The organism is Pseudomonas sp. FFPRI_1, from assembly GCF_055384485.1.
On sequence record NZ_AP029168.1, the window covers coordinates 2,791,421 to 2,807,550 of the forward strand.

A 16,130-nucleotide genomic window follows, 5' to 3' on the forward strand; every position below is an offset into this window, starting at 1 on the left:
TCGGCCGCTACAGCGATGCTGTGGGAGGACCTAGGTTCTGGCGGTGCACCACAAGTAAAGGAGGCAATGTCACGACGACCTACAAGACTCACTAAGGCATCTATGTCAACAGCGAAGATAAGTACAAACTCCAATGCGACCGGGTGGCCAAGTGAAGCACATCATGCGTAGAGCTATACCAGTGGTATAGGCCTCCGTGGCCCTCTGTGGACACTGTTCAATATCACTTCAACCCCATCAGTTCCCGGAGTTGCGCAATGTGTGCGTGCGCCACCTTGGGATCTGTGGGTGTCGATATGGGGGCAGGCTCGATCGGTGCCTCCTTCCACGATGGCTTGGCCTTCTGTGCCGCCCAGGTTCGAAAATCACCATGCACTGCCTTCTGGATCAGCCCGAACAAATAGCCGGCTGGATTGCGCACGCTGGTGGTGTGACAGCGTGCATCCCACTCATCCAGGATCGCCTGGTGTAACGCCCATTCGACCGACTGTAAAGCAGCCAAGGCCCCATTTTGCTGCTCTGTTTTCAGGGCTTTGAAGCGTTCACATAACCGCAGCTTTTCTTGCTCGCGCAGTACTGTACGTATTTCTTTTAAGTCTTTTATACGTACTGTACGGTCCTCCTTCGGAATCCGAAGCCTGTCGGTTTTGCTGGTGTTATCACCCGCTTCGGATTCCGAAGACAGGGCGGCCGAATTCCGAAGAAGGGTATTTTTACCGTCTTCGGAATCATGGGCGGTTGCGGTTTTTGGAGAGCTGGCTGTTTCCGTTAGTCCCTGTCTTTCCAGTTGCTGGAAGAGAATCTGCAGTCGTGTGGGCAGCACCCGTCCGCTGAGCAGAGGATCATCCGCCATCTCACCCAAGACATGCACGCCGACACGCTGGACTGACTTGCTCGCATGCTCCAACGCCTGGCTGACCAGGCCGAGATATTCCGGGTCGAGTTGCATCGCTTCGTAGGGCGTCAACGGCGAGTCGTGCAACACGTATAAGTTGCCTAACATACGGCCGCTCTTTGGATCACGCTGGCGTCGCACCAGGCTGATCCAGCGGGTCAGGCGTAATGCCGTCAGCGCCTTGGCCACTGTCTCGTGGGAGGCGCGGTCCGAGCAAGGCGTGGAGGCGAGGTAGGGGCTTAGCTGGTCGTAGGTGGGAAACGTGGTGATGCCGTCGTCATTGAGCAGAAAGCGAAATACCTGCCAGGCGTTGCGTTCCAGCGGGGTCAGGCGTCTGTCCAGCAAGAGTGCACGCGGCACACTGTCGTGGCGGTTGCCGCTGAAGAGAAAGCCATCGGTTTGCGTTTTAACTGCCACAGATGCTGTGGCAGTTGTTTGTGCTTGAAGGCGATTCAGCGCTTTATCGAACAGCTTGTTCAGCGCTACTGGGGCTCCATGTTGATTCAGGTGGTCCATGGTCAACGTAGCCCTTCGTCGATCCACCCTCTAATGGAACTCCAGATGACTGAGAGGGGAAGGGCAGTGGACTCTGCAAGGTCTGCACTGAGGGCGAGCATGACGGTGTCATCATCCAGATCGATTTTCTGTGCCTTCACGCTGGTCGACCAGCGATGCCACAGGTCAGTGTCTTGCTCCTCGGTCAGTACCGGGTAACGACCTTTGCGCTTGGGGAGCTTGATCACGGATCGACGCAGGGCAATCTCCTGATGCGTCAGGCCGAAGAACTTGCTGATCAACTCGGTGCTGGCTCCTAGGCGCAGCAGCCGATCGACTTCTTCAATCTCCTCGGCAACGTCCTTTACCTGATTCAGCAGGTAGTTCAGGACGTCACTGTTGACGCGCACCGAACACCAGGACACCGAAGAGTTGATCAGCAAGCTGACCAGGGCGGGGTGCTTGAGTGCTTCCAGGTCCTCGTCGTCGAACCCCATGGCCTTGGCTCGGCGTAGTTGGCCGTTGCGCAGGTCGTGAAGTGCCTGCGCGATCACCGCTTGATTGAGAGGATGAGGACCGGACATTTCACTCTCCGTTTGACGAGTCGGAAGGGGAACTTGCGCCTGCCTCCAGATCCAGAAGGCAGCGTGCCAGACGCAGCAACCGGAATAGCTTGACCAACCCAGCGTCGCTCAGACGAGCGATCCGCTCCTGGGTAATGGCGATCGTCCGTGCTGGCCCTTGCAGCAATGGGCCCAGGTTTTCGACTGGTTGTGAGTGATCAACTGAGGTTGATGGAGGGGCTGGCTGAAAAGGAGCACTCAGTGCATGCAGCAGCACCAGAACCGCATGTGCGAACGGCTCGATAGGGGAGGTATCGACTCGAACGAGGCTGTCGGCGCAGGTGAAGCCGATACCCTGAGCGCTGGGGGAAACGCTGTCGGCTGCGCCGGCTTCGGCAGCGATTTCTCGAGCAAATTGCGCAATGTGAGCCCGTAGGTGATCGGGTGTCTGCAAGTTGGGTGCGATGTACCAGATGTCGGAGATTGGATAAAGGCCATCGACTTGTATCGGAATGGCTTGCAGTGCACTGCTATCGAAATCAGGTGCTGTTTCCCCAATATGTTCGTCCACCAAACGCTGAATGGACTGTAGGCGATCGGTCGTGGCGATGGGGGAGATGATGTGTCCTTGGAGCAGGGCATCTTGCTCTTCTGCCTGTTGATGCTGCTGGCCAGTATCTGTCGTTGAGGCAGAGGAGTCTGACGTTTCGTCGCTTCGCTTTTTGGTTGGCGAGGTATGACCATCTGAAAATGGTGTCGATGGGGTACGAGAGAGTGGTTCCGTAGGCGGTACTGTGGATGACGCAGCTGTGTTGGTGAGATCACTACTGAGCGCATCCCAGCGTTTGCCCGAGTCGCTGATCTGTAGGGCCAGCATGTCGTAGCTCATGCCGAGCAGGTCAGCCATTTGACCTATGAGTTCATCTTGAACTCGCTGCAGCGAGAAGGTCGCCGGTGAAGCGTCAAAGGCTGTCAGGACGTCCTGAAACAATGTAGGAAAATCGATGGCGGGCAGTTTTTCCGAGGCATGGTTTTCCCAGGTTCGGGCCGCGGCTCGACGCAGTCCAGTGAGCTGCTCGATCATCGGTCGTCCCAAACCAGCGTAGAGGATGTTCGGGATCGCTGGCAGGAGGTGCTGCACGGCGTCTTGCATCCTGCTGATATGCGGTTGCGCAATGGGATAGCCATCAATCTTCAGACGCCGGGCAAGCTCGGATTGCGACAGTGGTTTTCCGTCCTCCAGTTCATAGAACTCGCGGGCCTTCTCCACTCCCAACGCACGCTCAATGAACGACAGTCCGCCATGCAGTTCGTTTTCGGCTAGATGCCCAGTCAGGGCCATGATTTCTCCGCGCTCCTGGGGCCAAGGGCGGAACAGGCAGAGGATGCGAAAGTACTGTTCGTCTTTGGTTTCAGTCCAAAGTTCGCGAAGAATCGCCAGGCGAGTGTTGCCCCCGTTACGAATAACAAAGTGGGGTTCTCCAGGGCGTCGGGTGATGGCTGGTGGTGCATCCAGTCCACGTTCGCGAATGGATGCCTTGATCTCATCGAAGAGCGGGTTGCGCGTCACGCGTGGGTTCAATTCATAGGAGCGCAGTTCATCCAGTGTCACCACCATGGCGGTGTCGACGATGGGATCGGCCAAGGCTTCCGCTATCGGACCTGAGCGTGAAAAACCGTCGTTCAGTAGCTTCAACGCTATGTCCTGTGGTGACAGCTCAGCCATGGTCGCTACTCCCGTCATCCGAACGCACGGCCGATACGGTTTGAGTGTTTTCGGTAGGCAGGTGATCGGTGGTGGGGCGTGTATAAATCGCAGGTAGCCCAGGTTTTAGAAACGTAAGACAACCGTTGGGTGATCGCGAAATGCTCCAACCTTGGCTGAGTGCATGTTCGATAAGCGGCCGGAGCCGCTCATTACCTTGAGCCAGCTCATGTGCATTCGACATGCTTCTGCTTCCTTCCGGTCTTGCCGGTGACCTGCTCGAAACGCTCACGCCACGGCTGGCAAAGTTCTATGGCCAGCCCCCGCATAACCTCAAGTGCAGCGGGAGCTAGCCGGCCACTTGGACGCCGGTATTCGGCACGATGGGCTGGTATTCCCTGAGTGGCTGCCTTGGGGAATGTTTCGTTTGCCGGCACCTCGGCTTGTAGGACATGAATGTCTGGGTGTTCACGAAATATCAGCCGTAGCGTCTGGCGGATAAGCCTGGCGTTTTTCGAAACGGCGGGTATGCGGTTGATCAGCAGATGCAACCGTGGTGGCTCAATTCCCAGATGGCGATAAGGTGCGAGATCCTCGAGTAACCGTAGTGTTCCGCGCTTCATTTCGCGGGCGGCAAGGATCTCTGGCGTCACGGGTGAGACCGCAGCGTTGGAAGCCAGCACAGCCATCTCCAGCAGTACACTGCGTGCCCCTTGGGTATCGATAATCACCAAGTCGTAATGCTTCTCGAACATGGGCATTAGGTTGCGCAAGCGCAGGCGACCATCGGCAGCATGCAACAGCAAGGTGTTGAGTTGCCGATGCTCATCGTTGGACAGAATGACGTCCAGCCCAACGACCGCAGTGTGCGATACCAACTGCGAGAGATTGCGCTCGTTGAAGGTCAGTAGTTCGTAGATCCCACCGGTGGCGCGATGGGTGATCTCATAGTAGGACGACAGCGTAGGTTGCATATCCAAGTCCAGCAGCAGGACGCGCAAACCCGCGTCGGCGATGAATCCACCGAGGTTCGCGGCGATGGTGGTTTTGCCAACGCCGCCTTTGGTCGAAATGATTGAAATGACGTGCATGGCTTGCTCCTGTTCAGCAAGAAAAGGATTGGCCTCAGCGACGTTCTTGGAGGCGTTCAGCGATCCACTGATTGATCTCGTTCGAATCCCAGCCGACCGCGCGCACTCCTAGGCGCAAGGCTTGTGGGAACTTGCCCTGTTTCATCAGGCTGTAGATATGGGCTCGTTTGAAGCCGGTTCTGGCCTCGACTTCAGGGCGTCGCAGGATGCGCTGTTCCACGGCGGGTGTGGTGTCGGGAGAAAGCATGATGGTCACTCCTTGATGCTTGGTGGCATTCAGTGGCGGGTGACCAGGGATTAGATGAGCACTGCCTTTGGTGCACATCTATCAATGAGTCGACAGGAACTACCGTATTCATAGTCTTGCGGTTAAATACGACACAGTTCAATGCGCCACTGCTACCAACACGATCTATGGAGCTTTGAGTTTAAAAGAAAGGACAGGAGGCGGCAGTACACAAATTATGTGTCGTGCTGTTCTTTCGTCAATACAAGGCCGGGAGTGATTTCGTTTGTCGCTTGAGAGACCTAAAATGTCACTGTTGAGGCCGAGGGCTTACTATTCAATTCAAGAGCTTTAGAAGTAATAACGACTTAAAGTACTTGAGCGAAACTAATGGGGTAGATGCTTTTTTAGACATTTGTTGTCATGGTACAGGCGAAAAAAGTACGGATTTCAACTGTTGCTTCAAGGTGGCTTTGGCAACAGAGTTTCTTTATAGAGTGATTTCATTATTCATTGCTTCCATTCGCGCGAGGAAACGCTGTAGTTCGTCTGAGTGAGGTCTATTCAGCATTAGCGCGAAGGTAGGTACATCAGGCGTTTCACTCGATAGTGGCCGTACGATGACATCCGGGTGCCGATACAGTGCGAGTTGCGACTCCAAGCCTACTGTGACCCCATATCCAGCAGAAACCAGCATCATCATCGCCTCATGTGACGTCGCAGACTCGGCGATTTTCAGCTTGGGTAACTGCTGATCATGCAGCCATTGAGGCAGTACCTTCTGACTCTCAGTATCTTGCTCAGAGCTGGAAAGGATTAGGGGGTATCGCAGTAATTCACTGAGTGGGATCTCCTCGAGAGAAAGCAATGGATGGCGAATAGGTATTGCAGCTGCGGGGCGCTCTTTCCAAGCAAGTCTCTGGATGAAATCCTCAGACTCTAGGGCGGTAAGGGTAAAGCTGAGGTCAATTTGATCGTATCGCAAGGCTTGAGGCAGATCGTTTGACTTCAACTGTATTACTCGAATGTTAGTGCGGGGCTCTTCCTCGCGGCATCTAGCCAGCAACTGTGCAATGCGTGGTTGGGCCAATCCATCCTCCAGACCAATCCGTAGATGGCTAGAGGCCCCATTGGATGTTGCCAGTACACGCACCCTTGCGGCCTCTATGAGCGTCAATATGCGATGCGCTTCTTCCTGGAATGCCTTCCCCGAACTGGTGAGTTGAAGGCGTCCCTTGTTGCGTTCTAATAGACGTGCGCCGAGATGGATTTCAAGCTCTTTGATCGCCCGAGAAAGCGGAGAGGGTTCGATATGGACCTTGGCTGCCGCTCGGACAAAACTCAGTTCTTCGGCAACAGTCAGGAAATAGCGCAGATGGCGCATTCTCATGGTTGGGGACCTTTTGGTTTTTAGAAAGGCTGTTTGAGTACAAATTGTATTTTTATTGAGTTTGTATTCATGCGACCCACAGAAAAACTGTGCTCTAAATAACTTCCAAAAAATCCCTTTTTGTTCGTGCGGGTGTGCCAGAGCAATAGTTTGCTCTGATTGAACACCTTGATTTTTTTGTTACTCCATCTATTGGATCTCAGATGGTACTCGTTATGTGTCGTAAATTTTTACTTGGAAAATTTATAAGAAATATCTTAAAGGGCAGGAGGAAATTTGCTGGATTTACTTCTGTTTAAATTGTGCTCAATAGCCCATGGAGGCAGCTAAAGCAGGCTGCTCTCAGGGAGGTCTGTGCTTCGGGAATGGTCAATGGTTTTTTTGACCTGGTACAGTGTGAGCAGGATGGCTGCCTGGCAAAGCGTGCTGTAGTGATTAGGGCCGCCAATACGGAAGCTGTAGTTCTACTAGCAGCTGTGGCGCTATCGGTTCAAGTGAAGCACGAGTTGGCGTGGAAACTGTCGTGACGACGCCCCGATGGGGCGTTTGTTTCGCAGCCTCAAAGCGGAGTAGATACTTGTAGTGGTTACAAGAGCGTGTCTTTGGCCTAGCAAGATATTGGCCATCTTCTGATGCAACGATGCAACTGGCAGAAGCGGCATCAATTCAACCAGCGGTATCGCCGGTAATGGCCGAGGAAAAACTTAACGCAGTGTCCGGGATTAGTTGACCACTACACCTCAGTCCCCAAGTGCCCCGCACGGCTCCTCCAGTTAGCCCTCCAGGCGCCCCGTCGGGTTCCCCAGCACGGCGCATAAAGATAGTATTGTGCCATTACCTATGGACACTTAGATGCCCAGCCACCCCCGCCTAAGGGGAGAGTAGGGCGGTAGGAATTCGGCATGGATCAGCTACGCCACAGAAACGCAGACAGACGACCATCATATCCCGAGGCGGCTACTTGGGAGTCTTAGTCGTGCATGCGATTAGAAGAGCACCCGCTTGAAAGCCTGAAAGCCCAATAACTCAAGAACCCAGACGAATCCCCAGACGAACAATATGCCGACAACTAAGGAACTCATGCATGAGTGAGCAGGAACAGGAAAAGGGCCAGGAACAGAAGCAGGAATATGCTTTTCATCCTGCCGATCTAGTCGAATACGCGATGGACAAACCCATCGGCGCAGCCCGCGCGGCGCTGGCAATTGGACTGGAAGAAGCTGACGTTGACCCTGAAATCATTATTGCCGAACTGATGGGGAATATGGAGTTGAATCAGCGTTTCCTGAAGAAGCTCACGGGCGCCTTGCGGAAGAATCCAAATAAAATCCTTTGTGAGATGCCAGATCGTATCCAGACTCTACAGGTGGAGCGCGACCTCGGATTATGATATGGGCTAATTACAACTCAGCAAGCAAAGCACCTTGTCGCAGAGGAGTAGCTAATGTCTTTTGGTGAAAATGCCATTAAGCTCCCTCCACCCCCGGAATTCGAGCTCACAGCACTGGATGTAGAAAAAGGTGAAACAGTTCATCCCCTGGATCGCCTGCAGATCATGTCTGCGGATACTTGGGAAATCTTTACGCTGGAGTTCGTCTCTTACTTAGGTAAAGACTACGAATCGGTCACTCGCTGTGCTGGTGCGGGAGACAAGGGGCGCGATGTCATCGCGCGGCATGCGATGGGGTGGGACAATTACCAATGCAAGCACTACAAAGATAAACTGAGCGTAGCAAACGTAGTTGGGGAGCTGGGTAAGCTGGTTTACTACACGTGGAGGGAGGATTACACCCTGCCGCGTGAGTACCGCTTTGTTTCCCCGAAAGGCTGCAGCTCTGATTGCATCGATATGCTGTCCAAGAAGTCTCGCATCAAGGCTGAGATCATTAAGCGTTGGGATAAGGTATGTAAGGATAAGATTACGAAGACGGAGTCCATTCCTCTTGAGGGTGGTCTGTTGGATTATATAAATACCCTTGATTTTTCATTTGTTGATGAAATGTCTTCACAGGAGTTAATTGATAGGCACGCCCTGACGCCATATCACACGACGCGGTTTGGAAGCTATCATCTTAAGCGACCGCAGGTTCGGAAGCCTGAGCCCAGCGCTGTTGGTGATAATGAGAAAATTTATATTGATGCGCTTTTAGATGCGTTCTCTGATGCCGATGGTGCAGAGTATTCATTCAGTAGCGTCATGGACTCTGAGTATAAGGAAGATCTTGAGCGAGCGCGGATTAACTTTTTCAGCGCTGAGTCACTGGAGATATTTTCGCGCGATGCTTTTCCTACAGGATGCTATGAAAGCCTCAAAGGTGAGTGCCACGAAGGCTTGCACAGCGTGGTGCGTAAGAAATTCGATGATGGGTATCAACGTTTTCTCGAAGTAAGCACGCAGTCCGTTAATATTCCATATGACTCTCATCCACTTCGGCATTTCTTGCAGACCTCCGATCGAAAGGGGCTATGTCATCAACTGGTGAATGACCTAAAGTTTAAATGGATTAAGAAATAGATGACGAGCTCAAAGGATTTGTACAACAGCCCTATGGAAGTTGGTGCACGCATTGTTCTGTTGCTTGCAGGCTTAGCCCGGCAGCTTGATCTCGATGAACTTATCTTCTTTGACTATGCCTCTATTTATAGTAGTGACTTTCAAGGGGATGCAAGCCTGCATCCAGTCCTTTTGAATCGACTTGCCGAATTGGTGCGTAGGCGAGAAATTTTCCCAGGCGCCATAAAACTATTTACCGCTAAAGGTTTGATTACTTCCCAAATTGATGAGAAAGGTGTTCGATACTCTATCGCCAGTGCGGGTAGTGTGTTTGCCGCCAAGTTGATTAGTGAATACCATGTGGATTTCAGAAGACGTGTTTCTTGGGTCGAGGCTAATGTTGATTTTCTCGTTGCTCAACGCCGCACTATTTATAAAATTGACAGGGTGGTCTGATGTATATTGAAAGCGTTGTCGTGAGTGGCCCTGACCGTGCAGACGCCGCTGTTTATTTTGAGAAGGGAGCGAACGTTGTTCAAGGCGGCTCCAACACCGGTAAGTCCTACATTGTTCAGTGCCTGAAGTTTGCCCTTGGCGCAAATTCGCCTCCAAAGCCTATCAACGAGTCGCAGGGCTACACCACTCTCAAGGTTAAGTTTGTGCACGATGATGGGCGCTCCTTCACCATTGAGAGGCACCTGTCAGAAAGCTCTAAGCCTACTTTTTACGATGAAGAGGGGAAGGTTCAAACCCTGGGGGTGAAACATAACCCTACAAAGATGAATTCGATCTCCAATCAATTCCTGGATAGGTTGGGGTTGAATGGAAAACTGTTGTTGAAAGGTACAGCCTCTCTCAATAACGCTTCGTTCTCTCTTCGTGATTTCGAAAAAGTATTTTTGATGGATGAAACGCGAATCGTGGCTGAGTACTCTCCACTGGGTACGGGTCAGAAAGATGAGCGCACTATGGAGACATCCATTCTGAAGCTGTTGCTGACGGGGAAAGACGACACCGGGGTTAAACAGGCTAAAAAGGAGTTGGCGTCAAAAGGGGCATTGAGGCACAGGGCAGCTGCTGTCGAAGACATTATCAAGCAATTCTATCCAGGTGACGACGCGGCTGAGGCGCTTGAACTCCAGAAGCTCAGTTCTTTTACGACCCAAGTTAAGCTTCGGCTCAAGGTGGCTGAAACTGAGCTGGAAGGCGCTTTTCATTCGAGTGAAGGGCTATTCACCCAAAAGGCCAGCCATATCTCCGAACTGGAAGTGGTCGAAGGAAAAATTGCTGAAGATAGGGCCCTACTGGGGCGGTTTGGCATGCTTGGCCAGAAATATGAATCAGACCGCCAGCGTCTACAGGGAATTGAGCAAGCGGCAGTCTTACTCGACGAGTCAGACGCGGTGCTTTGTCCAACCTGTGGCAATCATTTCGACTCCGAATCATGCACAACCGATGTCGATGACATCAAGAAGGGGGTTTCCTTCGAGCTGGAGCGAATTTCGAAAAACCTCCATGAGCTTGGGGAGGCGCAGGGATCCCTGGCGGCAGCGATTGAACGGAATACTTCCACCGCTGAGACTACCAAAACGTCCATCGCAGCACTGGAGAAGTTGATCTCCACAGAGATTCAGAGCTCAGTGCAGCTGGTGAACGATCTGAAGGAGCTAGCCTCATGCCTCAACCAGGATCACTCGGCGCTGGATAAGTACGTTACGAATAAGGCCAAGCTAAGAGGGGAGCTGAAAAAGCTGGGTGTATTGCTGCTTGAGGAGCAAAACAAATACACCCCTGAAAGCTTTGAGGAGTCTGCCAAGCCTTTGGTTAAAGAGATTCAGGATATCTTGCAGCGCTGGAGTTTCCCGAATCACGCCCCGGTGGAATTCAACTTCAAAGCACGGGATATCACCATTGGTGGGAGTGCGAGAGGCAATTTTGGCAAGGGGTATCGAGCCATCGCGTCTTCTGCATTTGCTCTAGGGCTGATGAATCTACTAAAACTCTCTGGGCGCCACCCTGGCTTTGTGGTGCTTGATTCGCCACTGACGACATACAAAGAAGGGGATCCGGAGCCTGAGGAAGATGATGAGGAAGTGGCAGCGGACGTGATTTATGCGTTCTATCAGGATATTGCCGACAACTTCAAAGATTCTCAAGTGATTGTATTTGAGAACAAGGAGCCTGATATGGCGCTCATCCCTCATTTGAATTATCAGCACTTCACGAAAAGCAGAAAGAGTGGGAGATACGGCTTCTTCCCACTACGAGGCTGATCCGACTGTATAGTTTGTCGGTCACCCTTACATGGCGCGGTGATCGACTTACTAGCTTTCGGCTCTCTGTAAACACGAATGATTGGTTTGGGTGAGGGTACAGGCCAAAGCTTAAACCTTCCCGATCAGCGTCATGGGAGCCCTGAGTCTTGAGTCCCGAGTCATGGAGTCGTGGAGAGCTAATAACACCCAAATATTAACTCGTGGGCTTGGCTTGGGCTATCCCCGTGCAGGTCAGCTAAAAAGTCTGTTTGCATGGCGGGCTGTTGAGGTCTTCTCCACAGCCCTGAGCGCATGAAATGATCAGTCGAAAAATTCTACGGTTGCATGCACGAATTGTTGGCCGTCCTCATTCCTCCAGAAGGTATGACTGCATTGCTTACACTGATGCTGAGTCATCGGTGGGTCAATTCTTTGCTGCTTGGTTTCGAGGTCATGACCATGGCATACGCTACAGAACAATTCCCAATCTAACCTGGCTGTTGCCCACTGAGATAAATTGATTTTGACGAGAGGGAGGGAGGCCTCGATGAGTGAGGCAAAGACCTGCGCCCATGCCTCGAACCGCGCCTGTTGGAATGTATGACCTTCCCACTCGCCTCGATCCAGGCCGGTGTTGTTCAGTTTCTCTTCGCTACCATGGATATACCCATTGAGCAGGCTGTAGGCATCGGAGATGGTAGTTTCCAGCTCTGTCGAAATGATCCCATCTTTTTTCAGGCGCGATAGAACTCCGTCCTTGCCACGTATCGAAGTACGCTTGGTACTCGTTAGATTTCCATTTCTTGAACAGCTCGGGCCGTCTGCAAAAATGGATTGGTAAAATGACGCTTTCGATGAATCCGCGCAGCACTTGCATGGACTGACGGTAGTACAGCGCGCCCGCCAGCTGTATAGAGCACATCAGATCAGACCGGGTTTCAAGCATGTGTGAAAGAGAAAAATATCCTGCTTCGGACAAGACGTTGCCGATGGTCTCTTGCCAAGCTATCAATGTCTTGGCTAACCGTCCGAACACAGGGTCATGCTCAAAGTCGACCATCACGGGTGCTTGGGTTCGTGCACCAGGCGCCGGCATTGAATGACTTGCGGTCTCTGCAAAGTGGTCTGCCAAAGCCAGGGCTTGGTTGATCGCTCCCTCCAGCCTTTCATTTGCCTGATCTTCATAACCAGTACCTTCAAGTAGTTTGTGAATGAAGGTATGCAGGTCGTTTCCTGACGCCCAGGCTGATATGGCCTCCGGAACGAATGGCAATATTGAGAGCGCGTTTTGCGGGAAGATTTCCTCTGGGCTCGCGTCAGTAGGGAAGGTACCTTCAAAAACACTGTCCATGAATTTCGATTTCCTTGGTAGATTTTGAAAATGTGAGCCTTCGGGGGGCGAGGGTGAGCATCCCAGCGTCTCGCTGAAATTCTATCGTGATGACTCAGGTCTTCCACATGGTGCCATCTGTGGATTTGGAGGAGCAATGTGAATCCAGGAAGAGGCCGCAAGCATCGGCGTTGATCAATTACTTCGCGGAAAGTTTTTCAGCGCTCAGGCTAAGCGATCTTCGGCTTATGGGATCAGTGAATCACGGTGCCGGCAGCAATGAGTAACGTTCAAACAGCGAGCGATAGAATATTATCAGCACCTCCTCGGCATTAGGCTGCTGAAGCTCGTGAACACCGAAGCGATAGACCTCATACCCCACCAGCCTTAGAGCCCTGTCAGCTGCCATCATCTCGGCGTAGAGGTGGGGACTTGAGCGTCCGGTTGCATCGCAATAGTGATGTTTGCCATCAATCTCGATGACAACCCGCACCCCGCCCGGCAATAGTAGAAGGAAGTCCATGCGCGACCTGAGCAATGCCTCCTTGCCGCGCCGTGAGACCGTCAGGGGATCCCAGTGAAACCAGACCTCGGGCAGTAAGACTGGAAGTTCAGGAATGTGTGTCGTGAAGGCCTTGAAAAAGCTGCTGAAGGCTAGCGCTTGAGGGGGCGATGATTTAGGCAGGCAGGCCTCCAGGCGCCGATATAGGCGATTTTTGGCCTGGCCTTCCTCGATGTCATAGGTTTGGGCATACCAAGCCTGTAGGTCGCGCCACAAGAGGCCGGTGCTTCCGATAGGTCGGTCATAGATCAGGATATCCGTTGGGTCGGACATCACCTCGATATCGTTGTCCAGGGCGTTGCCGAGTCGCAGATCTGGCTTCGTGGTGGCGGCGAAGATCAGGTTCTTGGGGGAGGACTGCTTGGCTGATCCTACGTAAGCCAAGGAGGCCGTCAGGAAGGCATCGTCCCCCACCCCGACGACAATGTGGACTCCACACGCTTTGAGGGTATCGTTGACAATCTCAATGAATTTTCGCTGAGCGGGTTCGCTGGGCAATACCCGCGAGGAAGCCAAGGCTTCGACGAATCGGCCAAATCGGGCATGCGAGGACTGAAACGCTCCGAGCTTGTCGAAGATCGTCACCGCATCCCAATCGGGATTTTCGATGTAGTGGCGGACAATTTCTTGGCGAAGCGTCGGGGTCGGTCGCAGCAAATTCACATACGACATCGTGTCGATTTTCCAGAATTCACTGAGCACCTGTTCGAACGCAGCCCTGTCTATGAACAGGTCGATGGCGTTGAGCCTTTCCGCCAGCTCGCGACGGTAGCGACCAGGAATAATAGGCGCTGTTCCATCGTCCCACACCAGCTCTTGAAGCTGGTCGCGTTCGTGAACATCGAAACTAATAAGCTCTAAAGCCCTCTGAGCGGCAGCCACCATTTGAACATCACCCGCAGCTTCTACTGCGTTCTCAAGATGCCGCCTCTTGGAGCTGTACTCAGTGCAATCATCCAGCCCTAGCCTGAAAAGCAATTCAGGGATCCGTGTATCCGTGTAGTGGTCTTTCTGGTTGCCCAAGATCTGGCTGAAGGTGTCTCGCAGGCTGGTGAGGTTTTGCTGGGTTCGAGGCATGCGCAAGGGGGGGGCTCCGATGTCGTTGAACGGATCGTGGTCACCCTAGTTCGATATTCGGCCCGTAGGTCAGAATATCTACCAGGCGCAGCGCTTTTCGAGCATCCGTCTTTAGGTTGGCGAATTCAGGGTCTCGCAGGGCAGTGATGAGCATTGAGCGGTCGCTGGCATCGGTCGCTGCTATGAGCAACTGGCGAGTCCAGTATTTCTTAGAATCTGGATTTTCGGACGCATACACCGCAGGAAAAGCCTGGCCGGCAGTGAATTCGCCGGCATATAACGCGGCTAGTGGCGGCATTGCTTCCAAAGAGGCTTCACGAACAGTGCCTTCGTTGCGCTCCATCGAGTCGGGGATGCTTTCTCGTGCGGTTTCAGCCGCAGCAGATTGTGTGACGGTAAAGGTCGCAATTTCAGTAGCTGGCGGAAGTGTGCGCTCCTGTCTTTTGGCCTCAAGGGCTCTGATGGCTGCGGTACAGCGTTCTTTGAACTGTCCCTGAGCCGATACCGCCGAAGCCCTGCGAAGCTGGCCGATTAGCTGACCGATGTTGTCGACCATCGATACCAAGAACCAGTATGGGCGCTCTGTTCCTTGCTGGCTCAATGCAGTAGCCACGAAAGGCCACACCTCTTGACCGGTGAGCGTTTGCCGATCCAGAGTCTCGCGTAGCTGCTCAGGGCCTTGGAGGCAAAAATCGAGCAAGAAGGACTCTGGGGGCAGATCCAGAATACCTTGATCGAGCCGTCCATTTGCATTTCCCACGTCTGCGCCAAACTGCTCACGCGCGTGGCCAAAGGCTTGGCGCATGTCCTGCAAGGCGATAGGTAACGCATTTGGGTCGTTTGGCCGGACAACTACTGGTAGTGCTTGGCCCCCTGCATTCATGCGACGGAACCTCATTGGTGCCGCGCGTTCAAGTGTTTCCAAAAGCAAAGTGATGTCGGCAGGGCGTGGCGAGACCACGGAGCGGTCAAACGCTTCAAGCCACTCCGGTGCTTCTGGGGGGACTTCGGGGAGGATCAGGAACAAAGATCGTAAGGCGTTGACCCGCTCGGTAATTGCATCGGTGCTTTGGAATTTCTGAATGAGGTCATCAATCAATACAGTCTGGTCGATGACTTCATCTGGTGGTATCGGCAACCGATCCATATAGGCGCGGATACGAGTTGACCTGGCTAGGAGCTCAAGGAAACTGTGAACCTTCACGGCTTGTTTCAGTGTCACTGTGCGAGACAAACCAAGGCCAGCATGGAGCCCGGTCGCCCGGTAGGTGAAAAGCACAGAAAATCCTTCTGACGCCTGCAGGATCGACTCGCGATGTTGAGCGGGATCGGCTACGCCTGCGGTCAGGAAAGAGCTGGCAGGAATGGGCGCGCGGATTAAATCCCTCATGTCCGACAAAATCTGTCGCGCACTTTTATACTGGGTGGGGGACGCAGCCAGAGCCTCATCGCCCCGAACCTGAACGATAATTGCAGCCAAAGCTTGCTCAGCGGCGGCTCCGATCAATCCAATCCCGGGTGAGTATCGAGCTACCTCAACTCTCAGGCTTCCCCGATTTGGAGTGCCCAGGCAATGCAGCGCCAAGGCCAAAGATTCTTGGCTCGCTTCCAAAAGACGTATTGCGCTGTTACTGAGGTATCTGGGCATCACGAATCCATGCACTGCTCAATTGGTGGCTCAGCGGAGGATGGCCTGTAGAGGTCACCGTCTCTGGCTAGATCAACGCGATCGTCACTGCTTACGACGAATCAGCTCCGATGGCATGCATGACGTCCACTGTACAGCGTGGACGCCATCGTTCAGACCGAAAAATTGCCGTGGTGCACTGTCGAATCGATGTTACCGGGGCACTATCAGGTAAACCCCCACACGGGTGAATTTATAGAGACCAAAGGGGGGGAAATCACAAAGGTCTGAAGGCCTGGAAAGTACAGTATGGTGCGGAAACTGTTGAGTCTTGGCTCAATTGATCCATCAGCCGCGCTAGGAGTTTTCAGCCTAACGAGACCAGGCAGCTCATGCTGCCTGTCCCAACGGACGCCACCG

Annotated in this window: 13 protein-coding genes and 1 pseudogene; 5 read left to right on the forward strand and 9 right to left on the reverse strand. The window is 53.1% G+C overall.

What is annotated here, in order from left to right:
- Positions 1-223 precede the first annotated feature (223 nt).
- The 6 genes from ACZ5BO_RS12560 to ACZ5BO_RS12585 all read right to left on the reverse strand — a co-directional run bounded on the left by ACZ5BO_RS12560 (position 224) and on the right by ACZ5BO_RS12585 (position 6,365).
- A complete protein-coding gene (locus tag ACZ5BO_RS12560) occupies positions 224-1,411 on the reverse strand; it encodes an STY4528 family pathogenicity island replication protein (RefSeq protein ID WP_464700107.1) in 1,188 nt (395 codons plus the stop codon).
- 2 nt (positions 1,412-1,413) lie between these two features.
- Positions 1,414-1,974 carry a DUF2857 domain-containing protein gene (locus ACZ5BO_RS12565; RefSeq protein ID WP_464700109.1) on the reverse strand — a complete coding sequence of 187 codons (561 nt, stop codon included), beginning with the start codon at positions 1,972-1,974 and terminating at the stop codon, positions 1,414-1,416.
- A gap of 1 nt (position 1,975) precedes the next feature.
- Positions 1,976-3,679 carry a ParB family protein gene (locus ACZ5BO_RS12570; protein ID WP_464700111.1) on the reverse strand — a complete coding sequence of 568 codons (1,704 nt, stop codon included), beginning with the start codon at positions 3,677-3,679 and terminating at the stop codon, positions 1,976-1,978.
- A gap of 206 nt (positions 3,680-3,885) precedes the next feature.
- Positions 3,886-4,749: a ParA family protein gene (locus ACZ5BO_RS12575; RefSeq protein WP_464700113.1), complete on the reverse strand. Its 864-nt coding sequence runs from the start codon at positions 4,747-4,749 to the stop codon at positions 3,886-3,888.
- Positions 4,750-4,783: 34 nt separating this feature from the next.
- On the reverse strand, positions 4,784-4,996 hold the full coding sequence (locus ACZ5BO_RS12580) for an AlpA family transcriptional regulator (protein WP_464700115.1): 213 nt from the start codon (positions 4,994-4,996) through the stop codon (positions 4,784-4,786).
- 469 nt (positions 4,997-5,465) lie between these two features.
- Entirely contained in the window at positions 5,466-6,365 is a 900-nt protein-coding gene (locus ACZ5BO_RS12585) for a LysR family transcriptional regulator (protein WP_464700117.1), read from the reverse strand.
- 1,084 nt (positions 6,366-7,449) lie between these two features.
- Here ACZ5BO_RS12585 and ACZ5BO_RS12590 point away from each other — a divergent pair.
- Genes ACZ5BO_RS12590 through ACZ5BO_RS12605 form a run of 4 tightly spaced genes read left to right on the forward strand, consistent with a single transcriptional unit; the run spans position 7,450 to position 11,132 of the window.
- Positions 7,450-7,755 (forward strand): hypothetical protein, encoded by a 306-nt coding sequence (locus tag ACZ5BO_RS12590; protein ID WP_464700119.1) that lies wholly within the window; start codon positions 7,450-7,452, stop codon positions 7,753-7,755.
- Positions 7,756-7,809: 54 nt separating this feature from the next.
- Complete coding sequence (locus ACZ5BO_RS12595; protein ID WP_464700121.1) at positions 7,810-8,880, forward strand: ABC-three component system protein; 1,071 nt, start codon at positions 7,810-7,812, stop codon at positions 8,878-8,880.
- On the forward strand, positions 8,881-9,315 hold the full coding sequence (locus tag ACZ5BO_RS12600; RefSeq protein WP_464700123.1) for an ABC-three component system middle component 2: 435 nt from the start codon (positions 8,881-8,883) through the stop codon (positions 9,313-9,315). It abuts the gene before it with no gap.
- Entirely contained in the window at positions 9,315-11,132 is a 1,818-nt protein-coding gene (locus ACZ5BO_RS12605) for an AAA family ATPase (RefSeq protein WP_464700125.1), read from the forward strand. Before ACZ5BO_RS12600 ends, ACZ5BO_RS12605 begins: the two co-directional genes overlap by 1 nt.
- A gap of 634 nt (positions 11,133-11,766) precedes the next feature.
- Here ACZ5BO_RS12605 and ACZ5BO_RS12610 read toward each other — a convergent pair.
- From ACZ5BO_RS12610 to ACZ5BO_RS12620, 3 genes are all read right to left on the reverse strand, one after another.
- Complete coding sequence (locus ACZ5BO_RS12610; RefSeq protein ID WP_464700127.1) at positions 11,767-12,465, reverse strand: hypothetical protein; 699 nt, start codon at positions 12,463-12,465, stop codon at positions 11,767-11,769.
- 241 nt (positions 12,466-12,706) lie between these two features.
- On the reverse strand, positions 12,707-14,083 hold the full coding sequence (locus ACZ5BO_RS12615; protein ID WP_464701244.1) for an AbiJ-related protein: 1,377 nt from the start codon (positions 14,081-14,083) through the stop codon (positions 12,707-12,709).
- Between the two features lie 40 nt (positions 14,084-14,123).
- Positions 14,124-15,590 (reverse strand): hypothetical protein, encoded by a 1,467-nt coding sequence (locus tag ACZ5BO_RS12620; protein ID WP_464700129.1) that lies wholly within the window; start codon positions 15,588-15,590, stop codon positions 14,124-14,126.
- A 354-nt stretch (positions 15,591-15,944) separates the two neighbouring features.
- On the opposite strand from ACZ5BO_RS12620, the pseudogene ACZ5BO_RS12625 reads away from it, so the two are divergent.
- Positions 15,945-16,054: pseudogene (locus ACZ5BO_RS12625) on the forward strand (transcriptional regulator); the annotation flags it as partial.
- Between the last annotated feature and the right edge of the window lie 76 nt (positions 16,055-16,130).